The organism is Pseudomonas sp. B21-051 (assembly GCF_024748795.1).
Classification (GTDB): domain Bacteria; phylum Pseudomonadota; class Gammaproteobacteria; order Pseudomonadales; family Pseudomonadaceae; genus Aquipseudomonas; species Aquipseudomonas putida_A.
The window spans coordinates 403089-422807 of record NZ_CP087166.1; the positions used below are offsets into that span (position 1 = coordinate 403089).

The window sequence follows — 19719 nt, forward strand, 5'->3', positions numbered from 1 at the left end:
AATGTGGGAGCGAGCCTGCTCGCGAAGACGCCAGTGGCCGCGCCTTAGATCCTGAAGCTGCCTACCAGCTGCTTCAAGCGCGCCGCCTGCTGTTCCAGATCCGAACAAGCGCGCAAGGTTGCCTGCAGGTTCTCGACACCTTCCTGGTTCAGCGTGTTGATCTCGTTGATGTCGACGTTGATCGACTCGACCACCGCGGTCTGCTCTTCGGTCGCGGTAGCCACCGACTGGTTCATCCCGTCGATCTCGCCGATGCGCTGGGTCACGCTGCCCAGACGTTCGCCGGCCTGGTTGGCGATGCCGACGCTGCTTTCGCTCTCGCGCTGGCTCTCGGTCATGATGCTCACTGCCTGACGCGCGCCGATTTGCAGTTCTTCGATCATCTTTTGCACTTGCTGCGCCGAATCCTGAGTGCGGTGGGCGAGGTTGCGCACCTCGTCAGCGACCACGGCGAAACCACGGCCAGCCTCACCGGCGCGGGCCGCTTCGATGGCAGCGTTGAGCGCCAGCAGGTTGGTCTGCTGCGAGATGCTGGTGATCACTTCCAGAATCTGCCCGATGTTCACCGTGTTGCTGTTCAGTGTTTCGATGTTGCCGCAGGAGTCGCTGATTTTCGCCGAGAGCTGCTGCATGGCGTGAATGGTTTTATCCACAACTTGCTGGCCGTCGACCGCCAGGCTGCGCGCATCGCTGGAGTGCTGCGAGGCGAGGGCGGCGTTCTGGGCGATTTCCTGGGCGGCGGCGCCGAGCTGGTTGATCGCCGCGGCCACACTGTTGGTGCGGCTGGCCTGCTGGTCGGAGTTGTACATCGACGAATTCGATGCGGCGACCACGCGCAGGGCGACTTCGTTGACCTGGCCGGTGGCCGAGGACACTTCGCGGATCGAGGTGTGAATACGCTCGACGAAGCGGTTGAACGACAGGCCCAGCGCGCCGAATTCATCATGGCCGTGGATCACCAGACGCTTGGTCAGGTCGCCTTCACCTTCGGCGATGTCGTGCATGGCGCGGCCCATGGTCAGCAGCGGCTGCATCAGCACGCGAATCAACATGCCGAGCAAAGCGATGATGATCACCACGGCGATCACCATGGCGATCAGCGCCGAGGTGCGGAATTCGCTGAGCATCGAGAACGCGGTGTCCTTGTCCAGCACCAGCGCCACGTACCAGTCAGCCGATGGCACGCCGTTGACGCGGGTGAAGGAGATCAGTTGAGTCTTGCCGTCGAATTCGACTTCTTTCAGGCCCGGGCTGACTTTCGGCGCACCGTTCGGATAGGCCTCGGCGAGGGTTTTCAGGACCAGTTTGCTGTCCGGGTGAATCAGGATCTTGCCATCGGCGCTGACGATGAACGCATGGCCGTGGCCACCAAAATTGAGCGAGTTGATGATCGCGCTGACGCTGGTCAGGTCGATATCCGCACCGGCCACACCGATCATCTGGCCTTGGCGCTGCACCGGGGTGGCGACAGTGATCACCAGTTTGCCCGACGAAGCGGCGATGTAGGGTTCGGTGACAATGGTCTGTTGGGCGCTGTTGGCGGCCTTGTACCAGCCACGGGCGCGCGGGTCGTAGTCCGGCGCGCGATTGCCGGCGGGTACCGAGAACATCACGCCGTCAGCGCCGCCGAAGTAGCTGAGCTGGAAATTGCCGGTGTAGGCGGGCAGGTCGATGATGCGCTTGAGGCTGGCCGGGGCGCTGCCGTCGGCGGCGACCTGTTGCGACAACGATTGCAGCAACTGGATACGGCTTTCCAGCCAGGTCTGGATGTTGCTGGTGGTCAGGCTGCCCAGCTCCTGCATCGAGGCTTCGGTGCTGCTGCTCAGGGCTTCGCGTTGTCGATAGTCGTTGAACAAAATGAAACAGGCGAACGCAACGGCCACCACGAGGGCGGCAGCCAACAAGATCTTGTGGCTGAATTTCATGTTTCTGGTCATCGAATGAACTACCGCGAAGGGGCTGGTCGAGAAAGGGCGGCAATTTGCCACACTCGGGGGCTTTGCGCTGCTCTTATTTCGACCGGCGCGCGCCAAAGATTAGGCGTCTTTGATGAAATGCGACGAAATGCTCAATAGCCGCAGAAAGTGTCTGATTTGCCGATAAATGCCAGACGAGCGGAGCGATAAATAGCCCTTTCTGAAGGGAACCAGATGAGGGTTTTCTCTTCTAAGCTTCTGGTTGGCACCATGCCTTCCCCTCTCGTTCCAGGAGTTACACATGTCGCTGCGATCTATCGCCCTTCTGACTTTTTGCGTGCTGTTGGCCGCGTGCAGCAAGGTCAATCAGGAAAACTATTCCAAGCTATCAGCCGGCATGGCCAAGGTCGAGGTTGAGACGCTGCTCGGCAAACCCACCGACTGTTCGGGCGCGCTCGGCATGTCCAGTTGCACCTGGGGCGACAAAAACAGCTTTATCAGCGTGCAGTACGCCGGTGACAAAGTGCTGATGTTTTCCGGCCAAGGCCTGAAGTAAACCGGGGCTACGCGCCCACGGGAGAAAAATAATGAAGCGGTTATTGTTCGTCCTTTTAGCCGGCCTGGTACTGGCTGGCTGCGCCACCCACGGTGAAGATCCGCTGGCGCCCAAGACGGCTCACAGTGTCAATCTCAAGCGTTATCAGGGCACCTGGTATGAACTGGCGCGCCTGCCGATGTACTTCCAGCGCAACTGCGCGCAGTCCGAAGCCCATTACTCGCTCAGACCGGACGGCAATGTCGATGTGCTCAATCGCTGCCTGACCTCCGACTGGCAGTGGGAAGAAGCCAAAGGCAAGGCTTATCCACAGGTGCCGGGCAAGACCGACAAGTTGTGGGTCGAGTTCGATACCTGGTTCTCGCGCTTGATTCCGGGTGTGGCGAAAGGCGAATACTGGGTGTTGTACGTCAGCGACGACTACAAGACCGCCATCGTCGGCGACCCGAGTCGCAAGTACATGTGGTTGCTGTCGCGCACGCCAACGGTCAATGGCGTAGTGCGCGAGGAGTTGCTGAGCAAGGCGCGTCAGCAGGGTTACGACACTACGCGACTGATCTGGCGGGCGTCGGATCGGCAGATGGCCAAGACTTCGAACTAAAGGTCACCACAAATCAAATGTGGGAGCGAGCCTGCTCGCGAAGAGGGCGTGTCAGTTAACGAAAGTGTTGCTGATACACCGCTTTCGCGAGCAGGCTCGCTCCCACATTTTTGTTTTGTGTCAGCCCAAAAGCTCGCGCAGAACCTGGGTGAAGGCGCGTGCGCTTTCCTCTTCGCCCGCGTGTCGGCCATCGCGCACCACCCATTGGCCATTGACCAGCACGTCGCGAACCTGACGATCGCCACCGGCAAACAACCAGCGATTCAAGATCCCGTCGCCGCTGGCGGTCGCCAGATACGGATCATTGCCATCGAGCACGATCCAGTCCGCACGCTTTCCGACTTCCAGCGCGCCAATCGGCTGTCCCAAAGCCTGGGCGCCGCCGTCCAGCGCTGCGTCATACAGCGTGCGCCCAACCATCGGCTGATCCGCGCCATACAACCGGTTGCGCCGCTGATCGCGTAAACGCTGGCCGTATTCCAGCCAGCGCAATTCCTCGACCACGCTGAGCGACACATGGCTGTCGGAACCGATGCCCATGCGTCCGCCCTGGGCGAGGAAATCCACCGCCGGGAAAATCCCGTCGCCCAGATTCGCTTCAGTGGTCAGACACAGCCCGGCGATGGCGCGGCTCTTGGCCATCAGCGTGACTTCTTCCGGGTTGGCGTGGGTCGCGTGAACCAGACACCAGCGCTGATCGACCTCGGTGTTTTCGTAGAGCCATTGCAGCGGACGGCGACCGCTCCAGCTCAGGCAGTCATCGACTTCCTTCTGCTGTTCGGCGATGTGAATGTGCACCGGGCACTGCTTGTCGCTGGCGGCAAGCACTTCGCTGATCTGCTGCGGGGTGACCGCACGCAGCGAGTGGAAGCACAGTCCCAGCGATTGGGCTTTTTGCTGAGCCAGTAATGGCTGCAAGCGCGATTGCAGATTCAGGTAATTTTCGGTGCTGTTGATGAAGCGGCGCTGCCCATCATTGGGCGTCTGTCCGCCAAATCCGGAATGGCTGTAGAGCACAGGCAGCAGGGTCAGACCGATGCCGCTTTCGCTCGCTGCCTGACTGACGCGCAGTGCCAGTTCGGCCGGATCGGCATACGGCTGACCGTTATTGTCGTGGTGTACATAGTGGAATTCAGCAACCGAGGTGTAACCGGCCTTGAGCATTTCGATGTACAGCTGACGGGCGATCACGCCGAGTTGCTCGGGGCTGATTTTTCCGACGAGCCGATACATCAGGTCGCGCCAGGTCCAGAAACTGTCGTTCGGATTGCCGGCCACTTCGGCCAGCCCGGCCATCGCGCGCTGGAAGGCGTGGGAGTGCAGATTGGGCATGCCCGGCAGCAGCGGACCGCTCAGCCGTTCGGCGCCGTCTGCAGTGGAATCGGCCTGAATCTGGGTCAGCACGCCATCGGCGCTGACCTCAAGACGTACATTGTTGGCCCATCCATTAGGCAGCAGCGCGCGTTCGGCAAAGAAAGCGGACATGGTTCAGCACCCCATCGTGTGTTATTTGTATATACATATACAGACGTTTGCCTGCCCGGTAAACTCCGGCAAGCTAGCAACCTTCATCCAATGAACAGGGATCAACCGTGCCGACTCCGCCTCCAGTCTCCCCGTTGGCCGCGAACCTGGGCGACAGTCCGGCGCCCTTGTACGCCCGCGTCAAACAGATGATCACCCAGCAGATCGACAGCGGTAACTGGCCACCGCACTACCGCGTGCCATCGGAAAGCGAACTGGTCAGCCAGCTCGGTTTCAGCCGCATGACCATCAACCGCGCGCTGCGCGAAATGACCGCCGACGGCCTGCTCGTGCGTATGCAAGGTGTAGGCACGTTTGTCGCTGAACCGAAGAGCCAGTCTGCGTTGTTCGAAGTGCACAACATCGCCGACGAGATTGCCTCCCGTGGCCATCGCCACACCTGTCAGGTGATCACCCTCGAAGAAGAGGCCGCCGGCTCCGAGCGCGCGCTGGCGCTGGACATGCGCGAAGGGCAGAAGGTGTTCCACTCGCTGATCGTGCATTACGAAAACGACATTCCGGTACAAATCGAAGACCGTTTCGTCAACGCGCTGGTCGCCCCGGAATACCTCAAGCAGGACTTCACCCTGCAGACCCCTTACGCCTATCTCAACCAGGTCGCGCCACTGACCGAAGGCGAGCACGTCGTCGAGGCGATCCTCGCCGAGCCGTCCGAGTGCAAATTGCTGCAGATCGAAAAAGGCGAGCCTTGCCTGCTGATCCGTCGCCGCACGTGGTCGGGACGGCAGCCGGTGACCGCCGCGCGTTTGATTCACCCAGGTTCCCGTCATCGTCTGGAAGGACGCTTTCATAAATGAGTCAGGTAAGGGTTTTACGCGCTGAAGGCTACCCGCGCATGCCGTGGAAAAACGGCGGCGGCAGCACCGAGGAGATTACCCGTGATGCGGGTGCCGGCCTCGATGGTTTCGGCTGGCGCCTGTCGATTGCCGACATCGCCGAGTCCGGTGGTTTCTCGACCTTTGCCGGTTATCAGCGAGTGATTACGGTGCTGCAGGGCGATGGCATGACCCTGTGCGTCGATGGTGATGACACACGCCCATTGTTACCGCTGGATCCGTTTGCGTTCAGCGGCGAAAGCCAGGTGTCCTGCACCTTGCTTGGCGGCGCGATCCGCGACTTCAACCTGATCTACGCGCCACAGCGTTACAGCGCGCGGTTGCAGTGGCTGGATGGCGAGCAGCGGTTTTTCAGCTCGGCGGCGACGGTGCTGGTGTTCAGTGTCAGTGAGTTGCTTGAGGCGAAAGTCGGTGACAGCGTCGCGCAACTGGGCCGACATGATTGTGTGCAACTGGACGGTAACAGCGGTCTGGTTGAGGTCGCGGTGAATGCTCCGTGCTGCGTGATCGAGCTGATGGCACGCTGATCCTTCTGCTCATATAAAACACATTGTGGCGAGGGAGCTTGCTCCCGCTGGGCTGCGAAGCAGCCCCACTTCGGTAAATGCCGGAATGGGAGTCCTTCGGCCTCCAGCGGGAGCAAGCTCCCTCGCCACAATTGCATTTCAATTCCTGTTTCCCTCGGCGCACCAACTTGTTACCGAACGCCCCAGCGTGGCGCAAAACCACGGGTTCGTAACGATCCGCCGAATCCTCAATTCCTCCCCGCAAAAATTTTCATCCACGCCGTAACCCTTGTCTCAGGCGCTCTGCAGCCCTGTCCGCGATTTTTCTTCAGCGACTCTCCAGCAAGTTGGCCGCTTGATTGCATATGCTTGTATGTACAAGTAAAGACGTATGCGTATAAGTCCGCAGCGTCCACTGATTCGCTTGTCGCGCATTGAGGCGCACAGGCTGCTTGCCCACTGCCAGGGTTGGTTTGAATTGATCGCTGAGGAGTCTTTTTCGTGACTGACAATAAGCCTACAACTGCCGTTTATACAAAGAGACGTGACGTCGAAATCCGTGCATCGCGCGGCAATAAGCTGACCGCCAAGAGCTGGCTGACCGAAGCGCCGCTGCGCATGCTGATGAACAACCTCGATCCGGAAGTGGCCGAGAACCCGAAAGAGCTGGTGGTCTACGGTGGCATCGGTCGCGCGGCGCGTAACTGGGAGTGCTACGACAAGATCGTCGAGAGCCTGACCAATCTGAGCGACGACGAGACCCTGCTGGTGCAATCCGGCAAGCCGGTCGGCGTGTTCAAGACTCACAGCAACGCTCCGCGCGTACTGATCGCCAACTCCAACCTGGTGCCGCACTGGGCGAGCTGGGAACACTTCAACGAACTCGACGCCAAAGGCCTGGCCATGTACGGCCAGATGACCGCCGGCAGCTGGATCTACATCGGCAGCCAGGGCATCGTTCAGGGCACCTACGAAACCTTCGTTGAAGCCGGCCGCCAGCACTACAACGACAACCTCAAAGGCAAGTGGGTGCTGACCGCAGGTCTGGGTGGCATGGGCGGTGCTCAGCCACTGGCCGCTACCCTGGCCGGTGCCTGCTCGCTGAACATCGAATGCCAGCAGGTGAGCATCGATTTCCGCCTGAAAAGCCGCTACGTCGACGAGCAAGCCAAAGACCTCGACGACGCCCTGGCGCGCATCGCCAAATACACCGCCGAAGGCAAAGCGATCTCCATCGCCCTGCTGGGTAACGCGGCAGAAATCCTGCCGGAGCTGGTCAAGCGTGGCGTGCGCCCGGACATGGTCACCGACCAGACCAGCGCCCACGACCCACTCAACGGCTACCTGCCGGCGGGCTGGACCTGGGACGAATACCGCGCCCGCGCCAAGACCGAGCCGGCTGCCGTGATCAAAGCCGCCAAGCAATCGATGGCGGTCCACGTCAAAGCGATGCTGGATTTCCAGAAGCAAGGCATTCCGACCTTCGACTATGGCAACAACATCCGTCAGATGGCGCAAGAAGAAGGCGTGGAAAACGCGTTCGACTTCCCAGGCTTTGTACCGGCCTACATCCGCCCACTGTTCTGCCGTGGCATCGGTCCGTTCCGCTGGGCGGCGCTGTCGGGTGATCCGCAGGACATCTACAAGACCGACGCCAAAGTCAAAGAGCTGATCCCGGACGACGCGCACCTGCACAACTGGCTGGACATGGCCCGCGAGCGCATCAGCTTCCAGGGGCTGCCGGCACGTATCTGCTGGGTCGGCCTGGGCCTGCGCGCCAAGCTCGGTCTGGCGTTCAACGAAATGGTGCGCAGCGGCGAGCTGTCGGCCCCGATCGTGATCGGTCGCGACCACCTCGACTCCGGCTCGGTCGCCAGCCCGAACCGCGAAACCGAATCGATGCAGGACGGTTCCGACGCCGTGTCCGACTGGCCACTGCTCAACGCCCTGCTGAACACCGCGAGCGGCGCGACCTGGGTTTCCCTGCACCACGGCGGCGGTGTGGGCATGGGCTTCTCGCAGCACTCGGGCATGGTGATTGTCTGCGACGGTACTGACGAAGCGGCCGAGCGTATTGCGCGCGTGCTGCACAACGACCCGGCCACCGGTGTCATGCGTCACGCCGATGCCGGTTACCAGATCGCCATCGACTGCGCCAAGGAGCAGGGTCTGAACCTGCCGATGATTACCGGCAAATAAACCGATAGCCCTGTAGGAGCTGCCGCAGGCTGCGATCTTGGCGTCATTACCGGCACCGAAGATCAAAAGATCGCAGCCTGCGGCAGCTCCTACAGAGATCCGGCCAACTCACAACGAATAACAATCCACAGAGGTTGAATCATGGCTGTAACCCCCGATCGTGCAGGCAACAAACCGTTGATCGAAAGGCGTTCGATCGACTACATCCCGGAAGCGGAAAGACACGGTCGTCTGTTGAGCCAGTTCACCCTGTGGATGGGGGCGAATCTGCAAATCACTGCGATTGTCACTGGGGCTTTGGCCGTGGTGCTGGGCGGTGATGTGTTCTGGTCGTTGATTGGTCTGTTGCTCGGTCAACTGCTGGGCGGCGGCGTGATGGCGCTGCATGCGGCGCAAGGGCCGAAACTGGGTCTGCCGCAGATGATTTCCAGCCGCGTGCAATTTGGCGTGTATGGCGCGGCGATCCCGATCGTGCTGGTGTGCCTGATGTACTTGGGCTTCACCGCCACCGGTACGGTGCTTTCCGGCCAGGCGCTGGGCCAGTTGTTTGGCGTCAGCGACACGATCGGCATCCTGCTGTTCGCCAGTGTCATCGTAGTGGTCACGGTGCTCGGTTATCGGGTGATCCACTGGATCGGCCGGGTTGCCAGCGTGATTGGCGTGATTGCTTTCGTGTATCTGTTCAGCCGTCTGCTGAGCCAGGTGGACGTGGGCGCACTGTTGCAGATCCGTCACTTCAGCTGGAGCAGCTTCCTGCTGGCGGTGTCGCTCGCGGCCTCCTGGCAGATCGCGTTCGGCCCTTATGTGGCTGACTATTCGCGCTACCTGCCGAGCAAGGTTTCCTCGGTGAAAACCTTCTTTGCCGCTGGCGCAGGTTCGGTCATCGGCGCGCAGGTGGCGATGGTCCTCGGCGTGTTCGCGGCAGCTTCGGCCAACGGCCAGTTTGCCGGTCACGAAGTGGCCTACATCGTCGGACTGGGCGGCACCGGTGCCACGGCGGCGCTGCTGTACTTCAGCATCGCGTTCGGCAAGGTGACCATCTCGACGCTGAACTCCTACGGCAGCTTCATGTGCATCGCCACCATCATCAGCGGCTTCCGTGGACACCTGACGGTCTCGCGCCTGCAGCGTCTGGTGTTCGTGCTGGTGATCGTCGGTGCAGCCACCCTGATCGCCTTGCTCGGTCAGCACTCGTTCCTCGGTGCGTTCAAGTCGTTCATCCTGTTCCTGCTGGCGTTCTTCACGCCATGGAGCGCGATCAACCTGGTCGACTACTACTGCATCACCCGCGAGCGTTACGACGTGCCGGCGCTGGCCGATCCGAACGGTCGCTACGGGCGCTGGAACCTGCTCGGGATCAGCGTCTATGTGTTCGGCGTGCTGGTGCAACTGCCGTTCATCTCCACCAAGTTCTACACCGGCCCTCTGGTGGCCGCCCTCGGTGACGTGGATATCTCCTGGATCATCGGTCTGGTGCTGCCTGCTGCCCTCTATTACGTGTGCGCGAAAAAATGGCACGGCTCGGTGCCTGATCAACTGATTCTGCCGGTCGAGCAGAACAGCGTTGTACCACCTGAAAAAAGTGGGGCCGGGCGCGCTGCGGCGCAGGCCTGATTGGACGTGGACAGGGCTGGATGCCTCTTGACTGCCGTAAGCCAATTCATGATTAGGAGCGTCGCAACAATGAAATCGAACAAGACCCTGCTCACCACACTGTTGTCCATGGGCCTGCTGGCCAGTGCCGGTGCCACTCAGGCAGCCGGTTGGTGCGAGTCCGGTAAACCGGTGAAATTCGCCGGTCTGAACTGGGAAAGCGGCATGCTGCTGACCGACGTGCTGCAAGTGGTGCTGGAGAAAGGATACGACTGCAAGACCGACAGCCTGCCGGGCAACTCCATCACCATGGAGAACGCCCTGAGCAGCAACGACATTCAAGTGTTCGCCGAAGAATGGGTCGGCCGCAGCGAGGTCTGGAACAAGGCCGAGAAGGCCGGCAAGGTCGTCGGTGTCGGCGCCCCGATCGTCGGCGCAATCGAAGGCTGGTACGTGCCGCGCTACGTGATCGAAGGCGACGCCAAACGCAAGATCGAGGCAAAAGCCCCGGACCTGAAAAACATCGCCGATCTGGGCAAATACGCGGCCATTTTCAAAGACGCCGAAGAGCCGTCCAAGGGCCGTTTCTATAACTGCCCGGCGGGCTGGACCTGCGAGCTGGACAACAGCGAAATGCTCAAGAGCTATGGTCTGGAAAACACCTACACCAACTTCCGCCCGGGCACAGGACCTGCGCTGGATGCGGCGGTGCTGTCGAGCTACAAGCGTGGCGAGCCGATCCTTTTTTATTACTGGTCGCCAACCCCGCTGATGGGCCAGATCGACGCGGTCAAGCTGGAAGAAAAGCCGGGCGTCGACAAAAGCGTGAGCATCAAGGTCGGCCTGTCAAAAACTTTCCACGAGCAGGCGCCAGAACTGGTGGCCGTGCTGGAAAAGGTCAACCTGCCGATCGACCTGCTGAACCAGAACCTGGGACGCATGGCGAAGGAACGTATCGAGTCGCCAAAACTGGCGAAAATCTTCCTCAAGGAACATCCTGAGGTCTGGCACGCGTGGGTCAGTGACGACGCAGCCAAGAAAATCGACGCGGCGCTGTAGGTCGATACCTCCCGGTCAACCGTGAGGCTGGCCGGGAGATATGCCGTAAATCGCTTGATTGAGATTTCTGATTGAGAGCCGCTTATGTTTCCCGAAAGCTTTACCTTTTCCATCGCCGACTGGGTCAACGGTTGGGTCGATTCGCTGGTCACCAACTACGGTGATGTGTTCCGCCACATCTCGGACACCCTGCTGTGGGCCATCGTCAACCTCGAAGGCCTGCTGCGTGCGGCACCGTGGTGGTTGATGCTGGCGATCGTCGGCGTGGTCGCCTGGCACGCCACGCGTAAAGTCGTGACCACCGCCGTCATCGTCGGTCTGCTGTTCCTCGTCGGTGCTGTCGGCCTGTGGGACAAACTCATGCAAACCCTGGCGCTGATGATGGTCGCGACGATCATTTCGGTGCTGATCGGCATTCCGCTGGGGATCCTCTCGGCGCGCAGCAATCGCTTGCGTTCGGTGCTGATGCCGCTGCTCGACATCATGCAGACCATGCCGAGTTTCGTGTACTTGATTCCGGTGCTGATGCTGTTCGGTCTGGGCAAGGTCCCGGCGATTTTCGCCACGGTGATCTACGCCGCGCCGCCGCTGATCCGCCTGACCGATCTGGGCATCCGCCAGGTCGACGGTGAAGTGATGGAAGCGATCAACGCCTTCGGTGCCAATCGCTGGCAGCAACTGTTCGGTGTGCAACTGCCGCTGGCCCTGCCAAGCATCATGGCCGGGATCAACCAGACCACGATGATGGCACTGTCGATGGTGGTGATCGCCTCGATGATCGGCGCCCGTGGCCTGGGTGAAGACGTGCTGGTGGGGATTCAGACCCTCAACGTCGGACGCGGCCTCGAAGCCGGTCTGGCGATCGTGATTCTCGCAGTGGTCATCGACCGCATTACTCAGGCGTACGGTCGGCCACGGCATGAGGTGAGCAAATGAACAACGCAACCGTGAGCAAGATCGAAGTCAAAAACGTCTTCAAGATTTTCGGCAACCGCGCCAAGGACGCACTGGCGATGGTCGGCCAGGGCAAGACCAAGGATCAGGTGCTGAACGAAACCGGTTGCGTGGTCGGGGTCAACGATCTGTCGCTAAGCATCGGCACCGGTGAGATCTTCGTGATCATGGGCCTGTCCGGTTCCGGCAAATCGACCCTGGTGCGCCACTTCAACCGCCTGATCGACCCGACCAGCGGCGCGATCCTGGTCGATGGCGTGGACATCCTGCAATACGACATGGAAGCGCTGCGCGAATTTCGCCGGCACAAGATCAGCATGGTGTTCCAGAGCTTCGGCCTGCTGCCGCACAAGACCGTGATCGAGAACGTCGCCTACGGCCTGAAAGTGCGCGGCGAGAGCAAGCAACTGTGCGCTGAACGCGCGTTGCACTGGATCAACACCGTGGGCCTCAAAGGCTACGAAAACAAATACCCGCACCAGCTCTCCGGCGGCATGCGCCAGCGCGTGGGCCTGGCCCGTGCACTAGCGGCGGACACCGACATCATCCTCATGGACGAAGCGTTCAGTGCGCTCGATCCGTTGATCCGCGCCGAGATGCAGGACCAGTTGCTGGAGCTGCAAAAGACCCTGCACAAGACCATCGTCTTCATCACTCACGACCTCGATGAGGCCGTGCGCATCGGCAACCGCATTGCGATCCTCAAGGACGGCAAGCTGATTCAGGTCGGCACCCCGAGAGAGATCCTGCATTCGCCGGCGGATGAGTATGTTGACCGGTTCGTGCAGCGGCGGGCGGCGGTGGTTTAGTGGACTAAGGGCGAGACCGCTTTTGTGGCGAGGGAGCTTGCTCCCGCTCGAGCGCGCAGCGGTCGCAAAAATTTTGGGCCTGCTTCGCAGTCCAGCGGGAGCAAGCTCCCTCGCCACAGGTTGGTGTATCAACAGAATTGGCATGAGGTTTTAGATGTCCCAGGCTGAAAAAATCATCATCACCGGCAGCCCCCTGCGTTGGCAGGACGTGGTCGCCGTCGCCCGTCACGGCGCCACTTTGGAACTGTCGAGCGAGACCTGGGCGCGCATCGAAAACGCTCAGGGCATCGTCCAGCGCATCGTCGAAAGCGGCGAGCGCGCTTATGGCGTCAACACCGGTCTGGGTGGCCTGTCCAACGTCTCGCTGAAAGACGAACAACTCAGCCAGCTCTCGCGCAATACCTTGCTCAGCCACGCCTGTGGCGTCGGCCCGGTGCTGCCTGACGAACAAACTCGCGCGATCCTCTGCGCCGCAATCCACAACTACAGCCACGGCAAATCCGGCATTCATCGCCGGGTGGTCGAAGCGTTGCTGGCGCTGCTCAATCGTGGCATCACCCCGCAAGTGCCGTCGCAAGGCTCGGTGGGTTACCTGACGCACATGGCGCACATCGGCATTGCGCTGCTCGGCGTGGGCAATGTCAGCTATCGCGGGCAGATCACCACGGCGCAACAGGCCTTGGCCGAAGAAGGCCTGCAACCGGTGCAGCTCGGTGCGAAAGACGGCTTGTGCCTGGTCAACGGCACCCCGTGCATGACCGGCCTCAGCTGCCTGGCGATTGCCGACGCGACGCGTCTGGTGCAATGGGCCGATGTGATCGGCGCCATGAGTTTCGAAGCGCAGCGCGGGCAGATCGCCGCGTTCGATGCCGAGATCATCGCGCTCAAGCCGCACCCCGGCATGCAGCAGGTCGGTAGCAACCTGCGCGCCTTGCTCGATGGCAGTGAAGTGATCGCGACGAGCAAAGGCATTCGTACTCAGGATGCACTGAGCATCCGTTCGATCCCGCAAGTGCATGGCGCTGCGCGCGATCAACTGGAACATGCGATCAAACAGGTCGAGGCCGAACTCAACGGCTGCACCGACAACCCGTTGCTGCTGGGCACGCCGGAGAATTTCCGGGTGATGTCGCAGGCCAACCCGCACGGTCAGTCGGTGGCGATGGCGGCGGATCTGCTGGCGATTGCCATGGCTGAAATCGGCTCGATTGCCGAGCGCCGCCTCGATCGTCTGGTCAACCCGCACGTCAGCGGTCTGCCGGCGTTTCTGGTGGCCAATCCGGGAGTGAACTCCGGGATGATGATCGTGCAATACGTCGCCGCTTCGCTGTGTGCCGAGAACCGCCAGCTGGCGCAACCGGCAGTGCTCGACAACTACGTCACCTCGGGCCTGCAGGAAGACCACCTGAGCATGGGCACCAGCGCCGCGCTGAAGCTGCACCGCGCCCTGGAAAACTGCACGCAGATCCTCGCCATCGAATACCTGCTGGCGGCGCAGGCCTTTGAATTCCTCAAGGAGCAGCGCTTTGGCGCGGGCACTGATCGGGCGTGGCGCCTGCTGCGTGAAACCGTCCCGGCCTATGATCAGGATCGCTGGCTGGCGCCGGATATCGCCGCCGCCGCAAGCGTTCTGAAACACCCGAATGCGCTGCACAACGTATTACCGAATCTGCACTGACAACTACCCATACCAGCGTGCCAAGGCGCGGATCGTCCACAAGACGAGAAACGACGGATAACGGAATGCTCCGGAGCGACTGGTAGTTAATAACAATGTTCAAAAGGAGCATTTTAATGACTGCGCTGAACCTGATTCCCGGCCAACTGAGCCTGGCCCAACTGCGTGACGTCTATCAGCAACCGGTCAAGCTGACCCTCGACCACAGCGCTGTGGCGCAGATCGAGGCCAGCGTCGCTTGCGTCGAGCAGATCCTCGCCGAGAACCGCACTGCCTACGGCATCAACACAGGTTTCGGCCTGCTGGCTTCGACCCGCATCGCCAGCGAAGACCTGGAAAACCTGCAGCGTTCTCTGGTGCTGTCGCACGCCGCCGGCGTCGGCCAGCCGATCAGCGATGAGCTGGTGCGCCTGATCATGGTGCTCAAGGTCAACAGCCTCAGCCGTGGTTTCTCCGGCATCCGCCGCGTGGTGATCGATGCGCTGATCGCGCTGATCAACGCCGAGGTTTATCCGCATATTCCGCTCAAGGGTTCGGTAGGTGCATCCGGTGACCTCGCACCGTTGGCGCACATGTCGCTGGTGCTGCTGGGCGAAGGCAAGGCGCGCTATAAGGGCGAGTGGATGGAAGCCACCGAAGCACTGAAAGTCGCCGGTCTGACCCCGCTGACCCTGGCGGCGAAAGAAGGTCTGGCGCTGCTCAACGGCACTCAGGTGTCCACCGCATTTGCCCTGCGCGGTCTGTTTGAAGGTGAAGACCTGTTTGCCGGCGCAATCGCACTGGGCGGTCTGACGGTTGAAGCGGTATTGGGTTCGCGCTCGCCGTTCGATGCACGTATTCACGCCGCTCGAGGCCAGAAAGGCCAGATCGATGCTGCAGCCGCATATCGCGATCTGCTCGGTGAACGCAGCGAAGTCTCCGATTCGCACCAGAACTGCGAAAAGGTTCAGGACCCGTACTCGCTGCGTTGCCAACCACAAGTCATGGGCGCCTGCCTGACCCAGTTCCGTCAGGCCGCTGACGTGCTGGCGGTCGAAGCCAACGCCGTCTCCGACAACCCGTTGGTATTCGCCGCTGAAGGCGATGTGATTTCCGGCGGTAACTTCCACGCCGAACCCGTGGCCATGGCCGCCGACAACATGGCCCTGGCCATCGCTGAAATCGGCTCGCTGAGCGAACGCCGTATCTCGCTGATGATGGACAAGCACATGTCGCAACTTCCGCCGTTCCTGGTGGCCAATGGCGGTGTGAACTCCGGCTTCATGATCGCTCAGGTGACCGCCGCAGCATTGGCCAGCGAGAACAAGGCGCTGTCCCATCCGCATTCGGTCGACAGCCTCCCGACCTCGGCCAACCAGGAAGACCACGTCTCCATGGCTCCGGCCGCCGGCAAGCGTCTGTGGGAAATGGCCGAGAACACTCGCGGGATTCTCGCGGTGGAATGGCTGGCGGCGGTGCAGGGGCTGGATTTGCGTAACGGTCTGAAGACCTCGGCCAAGCTGGAGCAGGCGCGGGCGATTCTGCGCAAGGAAGTGCCGTTCTATGAGAAGGACCGCTTCTTTGCGCCGGACATCAATGCGGCGACTGAACTGTTGGCGTCGCGCTGCTTGAGCGAATTGGTTCCGGCGAAATTGCTGCCTAGCCTGTAATGGCCTCTTGGCGAGCAGGCTCGCTCCCACAGGGGAATGCATGTCAACTGTGGGAGCTAGCCTGCTCGCGAAATCGATTTTGAATACTGTGGAGACTAAGGGATGAAAACCCTCTGGCAACACTGCCACGTCGCAACCATGGCGCAGGGCGTCTACTCGATCATCGAGGATGCGGCCATCGTGACGTCCGGTGCGCACATCGAGTGGATCGGCCCGCGCAATCTGCTGCCGTCCGGCGAATACCCGGCGGTCAACGACCTGCAAGGCGCGTGGGTCACCCCCGGCCTGATCGACTGCCACACCCACACGGTGTTCGGCGGCAACCGCAGCGGCGAATTCGAAAAGCGTCTGCAAGGCGTCAGCTACGCCGAGATCGCGGCGCAGGGCGGCGGCATCGCCAGCACCGTGCGCGCCACCCGTGAAGCGAGCGAAGACGAGTTGTTCGCCAGCGCCGCGAAACGCCTGAAAAGCCTGATGCGCGACGGCGTGACCACGGTCGAGATGAAGTCCGGCTACGGTCTGGATCTGGCCAGCGAACGCAAGATCCTGCGGGTCATTCGTCGCCTGGAAAAAGAGCTGCCGATCAGCGTGCGCAGCACCTGTCTGGCCGCCCACGCGCTGCCGCCGGAGTACAAGGATCGCGCTGACGACTACATCGAGCACATCTGCGCCGAGATGCTCCCGGCATTGGCCGCCGAAGGGCTGGTCGATGCGGTGGATGCGTTCTGCGAGTATCTGGCGTTCTCGCCGGAACAGGTCGAGCGGGTGTTCATCGCCGCGAAAAAACTCGGTCTGCCGGTGAAGCTGCACGCCGAACAATTGTCGTCGCTGCATGGCTCCAGCCTGGCCGCGCGTTATAAGGCGTTGTCCGCCGATCATCTGGAGTTCATGGACGAAGACGACGCCATCGCCATGGCCAAAGCCGACACCGTCGCCGTGTTGTTGCCGGGGGCGTTTTACTTCTTGCGCGAAACCCAGTTGCCGCCGATGGACGCGTTGCGCAAACACAAGGTGAAAATCGCCATCGCCAGCGACCTCAACCCGGGTACCTCGCCGGCGCTGTCGTTGCGCCTGATGCTGAACATGGCCTGCACCTGTTTCCGCATGACCCCGGAAGAAGCCCTGGCGGGCGCGACCATCCACGCTGCGCAAGCGCTGGGCATGGCCGACACCCACGGCTCGCTGGAAGTCGGCAAGGTCGCGGATTTCGTTGCCTGGCACATCGATCGTCCGGCGGACCTGGCCTATTGGCTCGGGGGTGATCTGGACAAACGCGTCGTGCGTCACGGCGTCGAATCAAGTCTGTAGGAGAGCGGTTGTGGATAAGGTTCTGAGTTTCAAACAAGGTCGCGTACCGCTGCTGATCAGCATGCCGCATGCCGGTGTGCGCCTGACGCCTGCGGTCGAAGCCGGGCTGATCGCGGACGCGAAAAGCCTGCCGGACACCGACTGGCACATTCCGCAGCTCTATGATTTTGCCGAGGAACTGGGCGCCAGCACGTTGGCCGCCGAATACTCGCGGTTCGTCATCGACCTTAACCGTCCGTCCGATGACAAGCCGTTGTATGCCGGCGCCACCACCGGGCTGTACCCGGCGACGCTGTTCGATGGCATTCCGCTGTTCAAGGAAGGGCACGAACCCTCGAAAGCAGAGCGCGCGACCTACCTGGAAGAGGTCTGGACGCCGTACCACCGCACTCTGCAAGAGGAGCTGGCGCGGCTGAAGGCCGAGTTCGGCTATGCGCTGTTGTTCGACGCGCATTCGATCCGTTCGATCATCCCGCACCTGTTCGACGGCAAACTGCCGGACTTCAACCTCGGCACCTTCAACGGCGCCAGTTGCGATCCGCAATTGGCGACGCAACTGGAAGCCATTTGCGCGCGCCACGGCAACTTCAGCCACGTGCTCAACGGACGCTTCAAGGGCGGCCACATCACCCGCCATTACGGCAACCCGGCCGAGAACATCCACGCCGTGCAACTGGAGTTGTGCCAGAGCACCTACATGGAAGAGTTCGAACCGTTCCGCTACCGCGCCGATCTGGCGGAGCCGACGCGGGTGGTGCTCAAGGAATTGCTGCAGGGCTATCTCGCTTGGGCAAAGTCTCACTACACCGCCTGACCTGCTTCCTGTAGGAGCTGCCGAAGGCTGCGATCTTTTGATCCTGATTTTTCACGGCAAGATCAAAAGATCGCAGCCTGCGGCAGCTCCTACAGCGGTGCAGGTTTGATTCGTGTTCTGAAGCATGCTCATTGACGTAAATCGGGTTTATGATGCCGGACGGCAGAATAATAGAAGTCCCCCCAGGGATGACCTCGACCCCTTACGGAGCGCGCAATGCAGACATTGTTTCCGCAGATCAAACCCCACGCCCGGCACGATCTGGCTGTCGATGACACCCACACGCTGTACGTCGACGAAAGCGGTTCGCCGGAAGGCTTGCCGGTGGTGTTCATCCACGGCGGCCCGGGTGCCGGTTGCGACGCGCAGAGCCGTCGCTATTTCGATCCGAATCTGTATCGCATTGTCACCTTCGACCAGCGCGGCTGCGGACGCTCCACCCCGCATGCGAGCCTGGAAAACAACACTACCTGGGATCTGGTCGCCGACCTCGAGCGTATCCGCAAGCACTTGGGCATCGATAAATGGGTGCTGTTCGGCGGCTCGTGGGGTTCGACCCTGGCGCTGGCCTACGCGCAAACCCACCCGGAGCGCGTACACGGTCTGATCCTGCGTGGGATTTTTCTCTGCCGTCCGCAGGAAATCGAGTGGTTCTATCAGGCCGGTGCCAGCCGTCTGTTTCCTGATTACTGGCAGGACTACATCGCGCCAATCCCGCTGGACGAGCGCGACGATCTGCTCAGCGCCTTCCACAAGCGTCTGGTCGGTAACGATCAGATTGCCCAGATGCACGCGGCCAAAGCCTGGTCGACGTGGGAAGGGCGCACCGCGACCCTGCGCCCGAACCCGCTAGTGGTCGACCGTTTCTCCGAGCCGCAGCGCGCCCTGTCGATCGCGCGGATCGAATGTCACTACTTCACCAACAATGCGTTCCTCGAGCCGAACCAGTTGATCCGCGACATGGGCAAGATCGCTCATCTGCCGGGGGTGATCATTCACGGTCGCTACGACGTGATCTGCCCGCTGGACAATGCCTGGGAGCTGCATCAGGCCTGGCCGAACAGCGAGCTGCAGGTGATTCGCGACGCCGGTCACGCCGCGTCCGAACCGGGTATCACCGATGCGCTGGTGCGTGCCGCGAGCAACATGGCCCGCCGCCTGCTCGACCTGCCGCCCGAAGAAGCATGAAGGGGCTGTTACAGCGCGTGCGCGGTGCACGGGTCGAAGTCGCTGGAGAGATAGTCGGCGCGGTGGATCAGGGTTTGCTGGTGCTGGTGGCGGTCGAACCCGACGACACCCGTACCAGTGCCGACAAACTTCTGCATAAGCTGCTTAACTATCGGGTATTCAGTGACGCCGAGGGCAAGATGAATCTGTCCCTGGCGGATGTAGGTGGCGGGTTGCTGCTGGTCTCTCAGTTCACCCTGGCTGCCGACACCAGGAGCGGGTTGCGCCCGAGTTTCTCGACCGCAGCCCCTCCGGCATTGGGCGAGGAATTGTTCGACTATCTATTCAGCAAAGCGAAACAGATGCATGGCACTGTGGCATCAGGTAGATTCGGCGCGGATATGCAGGTGCACCTGGTCAACGATGGCCCGGTAACCTTCCTGTTACAGACATGAAAGCGCTTGAAACAGCTTTTCAAGGGCTTTTCGACTGAAAACAGGCGTTTTTCGCGATAAATACTTTGTTACCC

General features: G+C 61.1%; 17 protein-coding genes and 1 pseudogene. 15 read left to right on the plus strand and 3 right to left on the minus strand.

What is annotated here, in order from left to right; all coding sequences use genetic code 11:
- Positions 1 to 44 precede the first annotated feature (44 nt).
- Together LOY52_RS27355 and LOY52_RS27360 are read right to left on the minus strand one after the other, a co-directional pair.
- The gene (locus LOY52_RS27355) at positions 45 to 809 is read right to left on the minus strand and encodes a methyl-accepting chemotaxis protein (RefSeq protein WP_371917874.1); all 765 of its coding nucleotides are present in this window, start codon (positions 807 to 809) and stop codon (positions 45 to 47) included.
- A gap of 141 nt (positions 810 to 950) precedes the next feature.
- Positions 951 to 1937: pseudogene (locus tag LOY52_RS27360) on the minus strand (cache domain-containing protein); the annotation flags it as partial.
- A gap of 280 nt (positions 1938 to 2217) precedes the next feature.
- Between LOY52_RS27360 and LOY52_RS01785 the strand changes: the two are divergent.
- Positions 2218 to 2472 carry an outer membrane protein assembly factor BamE gene (locus LOY52_RS01785; RefSeq protein WP_258677959.1) on the plus strand — a complete coding sequence of 85 codons (255 nt, stop codon included), beginning with the start codon at positions 2218 to 2220 and terminating at the stop codon, positions 2470 to 2472.
- A 31-nt stretch (positions 2473 to 2503) separates the two neighbouring features.
- A complete protein-coding gene (locus LOY52_RS01790) occupies positions 2504 to 3073 on the plus strand; it encodes a lipocalin family protein (protein ID WP_258677960.1) in 570 nt (189 codons plus the stop codon).
- 120 nt (positions 3074 to 3193) lie between these two features.
- Here LOY52_RS01790 and LOY52_RS01795 read toward each other — a convergent pair whose 3' ends face one another.
- Positions 3194 to 4558 carry a formimidoylglutamate deiminase gene (locus LOY52_RS01795; RefSeq protein WP_258677961.1) on the minus strand — a complete coding sequence of 455 codons (1365 nt, stop codon included), beginning with the start codon at positions 4556 to 4558 and terminating at the stop codon, positions 3194 to 3196.
- A 188-nt stretch (positions 4559 to 4746) separates the two neighbouring features.
- Between LOY52_RS01795 and hutC the strand changes: the two genes are divergently transcribed.
- From hutC to dtd, 13 genes are all read left to right on the plus strand, one after another.
- Positions 4747 to 5415 carry a histidine utilization repressor gene (hutC, locus tag LOY52_RS01800; RefSeq protein WP_230679353.1) on the plus strand — a complete coding sequence of 223 codons (669 nt, stop codon included), beginning with the start codon at positions 4747 to 4749 and terminating at the stop codon, positions 5413 to 5415.
- On the plus strand, positions 5412 to 5981 hold the full coding sequence (locus LOY52_RS01805; protein WP_258677962.1) for a HutD family protein: 570 nt from the start codon (positions 5412 to 5414) through the stop codon (positions 5979 to 5981). The genes hutC and LOY52_RS01805 overlap by 4 nt, the downstream gene beginning before the upstream one ends.
- A gap of 480 nt (positions 5982 to 6461) precedes the next feature.
- Positions 6462 to 8159, plus strand: a complete 1698-nt coding sequence (gene hutU / locus LOY52_RS01810) for a urocanate hydratase (protein WP_258677963.1) — start codon at positions 6462 to 6464, stop codon at positions 8157 to 8159.
- A 141-nt stretch (positions 8160 to 8300) separates the two neighbouring features.
- A complete protein-coding gene (locus LOY52_RS01815) occupies positions 8301 to 9773 on the plus strand; it encodes a cytosine permease (RefSeq protein ID WP_258677964.1) in 1473 nt (490 codons plus the stop codon).
- A 69-nt stretch (positions 9774 to 9842) separates the two neighbouring features.
- Positions 9843 to 10811, plus strand: a complete 969-nt coding sequence (locus LOY52_RS01820) for an ABC transporter substrate-binding protein (protein ID WP_258677965.1) — start codon at positions 9843 to 9845, stop codon at positions 10809 to 10811.
- 84 nt (positions 10812 to 10895) lie between these two features.
- Positions 10896 to 11747 (plus strand): proline/glycine betaine ABC transporter permease, encoded by an 852-nt coding sequence (locus tag LOY52_RS01825; protein WP_007949591.1) that lies wholly within the window; start codon positions 10896 to 10898, stop codon positions 11745 to 11747.
- The gene (locus LOY52_RS01830) at positions 11744 to 12574 is read left to right on the plus strand and encodes a glycine betaine/L-proline ABC transporter ATP-binding protein (RefSeq protein WP_007961757.1); all 831 of its coding nucleotides are present in this window, start codon (positions 11744 to 11746) and stop codon (positions 12572 to 12574) included. Before LOY52_RS01825 ends, LOY52_RS01830 begins: the two co-directional genes overlap by 4 nt.
- Positions 12575 to 12728: 154 nt before the next feature.
- Entirely contained in the window at positions 12729 to 14252 is a 1524-nt protein-coding gene (gene hutH, locus LOY52_RS01835) for a histidine ammonia-lyase (RefSeq protein ID WP_258677967.1), read from the plus strand.
- A 116-nt stretch (positions 14253 to 14368) separates the two neighbouring features.
- Positions 14369 to 15901, plus strand: a complete 1533-nt coding sequence (gene hutH, locus LOY52_RS01840; RefSeq protein WP_258677968.1) for a histidine ammonia-lyase — start codon at positions 14369 to 14371, stop codon at positions 15899 to 15901.
- Positions 15902 to 16003: 102 nt separating this feature from the next.
- A complete protein-coding gene (hutI, locus tag LOY52_RS01845) occupies positions 16004 to 17209 on the plus strand; it encodes an imidazolonepropionase (RefSeq protein ID WP_258677969.1) in 1206 nt (401 codons plus the stop codon).
- Between the two features lie 10 nt (positions 17210 to 17219).
- Positions 17220 to 18023: an N-formylglutamate deformylase gene (hutG, locus tag LOY52_RS01850; protein WP_258677970.1), complete on the plus strand. Its 804-nt coding sequence runs from the start codon at positions 17220 to 17222 to the stop codon at positions 18021 to 18023.
- Between the two features lie 216 nt (positions 18024 to 18239).
- A complete protein-coding gene (gene pip / locus LOY52_RS01855; protein ID WP_003220824.1) occupies positions 18240 to 19211 on the plus strand; it encodes a prolyl aminopeptidase in 972 nt (323 codons plus the stop codon).
- On the plus strand, positions 19208 to 19645 hold the full coding sequence (dtd, locus tag LOY52_RS01860; RefSeq protein ID WP_183783804.1) for a D-aminoacyl-tRNA deacylase: 438 nt from the start codon (positions 19208 to 19210) through the stop codon (positions 19643 to 19645). Before pip ends, dtd begins: the two co-directional genes overlap by 4 nt.
- Positions 19646 to 19719 lie beyond the last annotated feature (74 nt).

Coding starts and splice junctions, on each gene's coding strand:
- LOY52_RS27355 (WP_371917874.1), bottom strand. CDS start 809: ATGTACAACTCCGACCAGCAGGCCAGCCGCACCAACAGTGTGGCCGCG.
- LOY52_RS01785 (WP_258677959.1), top strand. CDS start 2,218: ATGTCGCTGCGATCTATCGCCCTTCTGACTTTTTGCGTGCTGTTGGCC.
- LOY52_RS01790 (WP_258677960.1), top strand. CDS start 2,504: ATGAAGCGGTTATTGTTCGTCCTTTTAGCCGGCCTGGTACTGGCTGGC.
- LOY52_RS01795 (WP_258677961.1), bottom strand. CDS start 4,558: ATGTCCGCTTTCTTTGCCGAACGCGCGCTGCTGCCTAATGGATGGGCC.
- hutC (WP_230679353.1), top strand. CDS start 4,747: ATGATCACCCAGCAGATCGACAGCGGTAACTGGCCACCGCACTACCGC.
- LOY52_RS01805 (WP_258677962.1), top strand. CDS start 5,412: ATGAGTCAGGTAAGGGTTTTACGCGCTGAAGGCTACCCGCGCATGCCG.
- LOY52_RS01815 (WP_258677964.1), top strand. CDS start 8,301: ATGGCTGTAACCCCCGATCGTGCAGGCAACAAACCGTTGATCGAAAGG.
- LOY52_RS01820 (WP_258677965.1), top strand. CDS start 9,843: ATGAAATCGAACAAGACCCTGCTCACCACACTGTTGTCCATGGGCCTG.
- LOY52_RS01825 (WP_007949591.1), top strand. CDS start 10,896: ATGTTTCCCGAAAGCTTTACCTTTTCCATCGCCGACTGGGTCAACGGT.
- LOY52_RS01830 (WP_007961757.1), top strand. CDS start 11,744: ATGAACAACGCAACCGTGAGCAAGATCGAAGTCAAAAACGTCTTCAAG.
- hutH (WP_258677967.1), top strand. CDS start 12,729: ATGTCCCAGGCTGAAAAAATCATCATCACCGGCAGCCCCCTGCGTTGG.
- hutH (WP_258677968.1), top strand. CDS start 14,369: ATGACTGCGCTGAACCTGATTCCCGGCCAACTGAGCCTGGCCCAACTG.
- hutI (WP_258677969.1), top strand. CDS start 16,004: ATGAAAACCCTCTGGCAACACTGCCACGTCGCAACCATGGCGCAGGGC.
- pip (WP_003220824.1), top strand. CDS start 18,240: ATGCAGACATTGTTTCCGCAGATCAAACCCCACGCCCGGCACGATCTG.
- dtd (WP_183783804.1), top strand. CDS start 19,208: ATGAAGGGGCTGTTACAGCGCGTGCGCGGTGCACGGGTCGAAGTCGCT.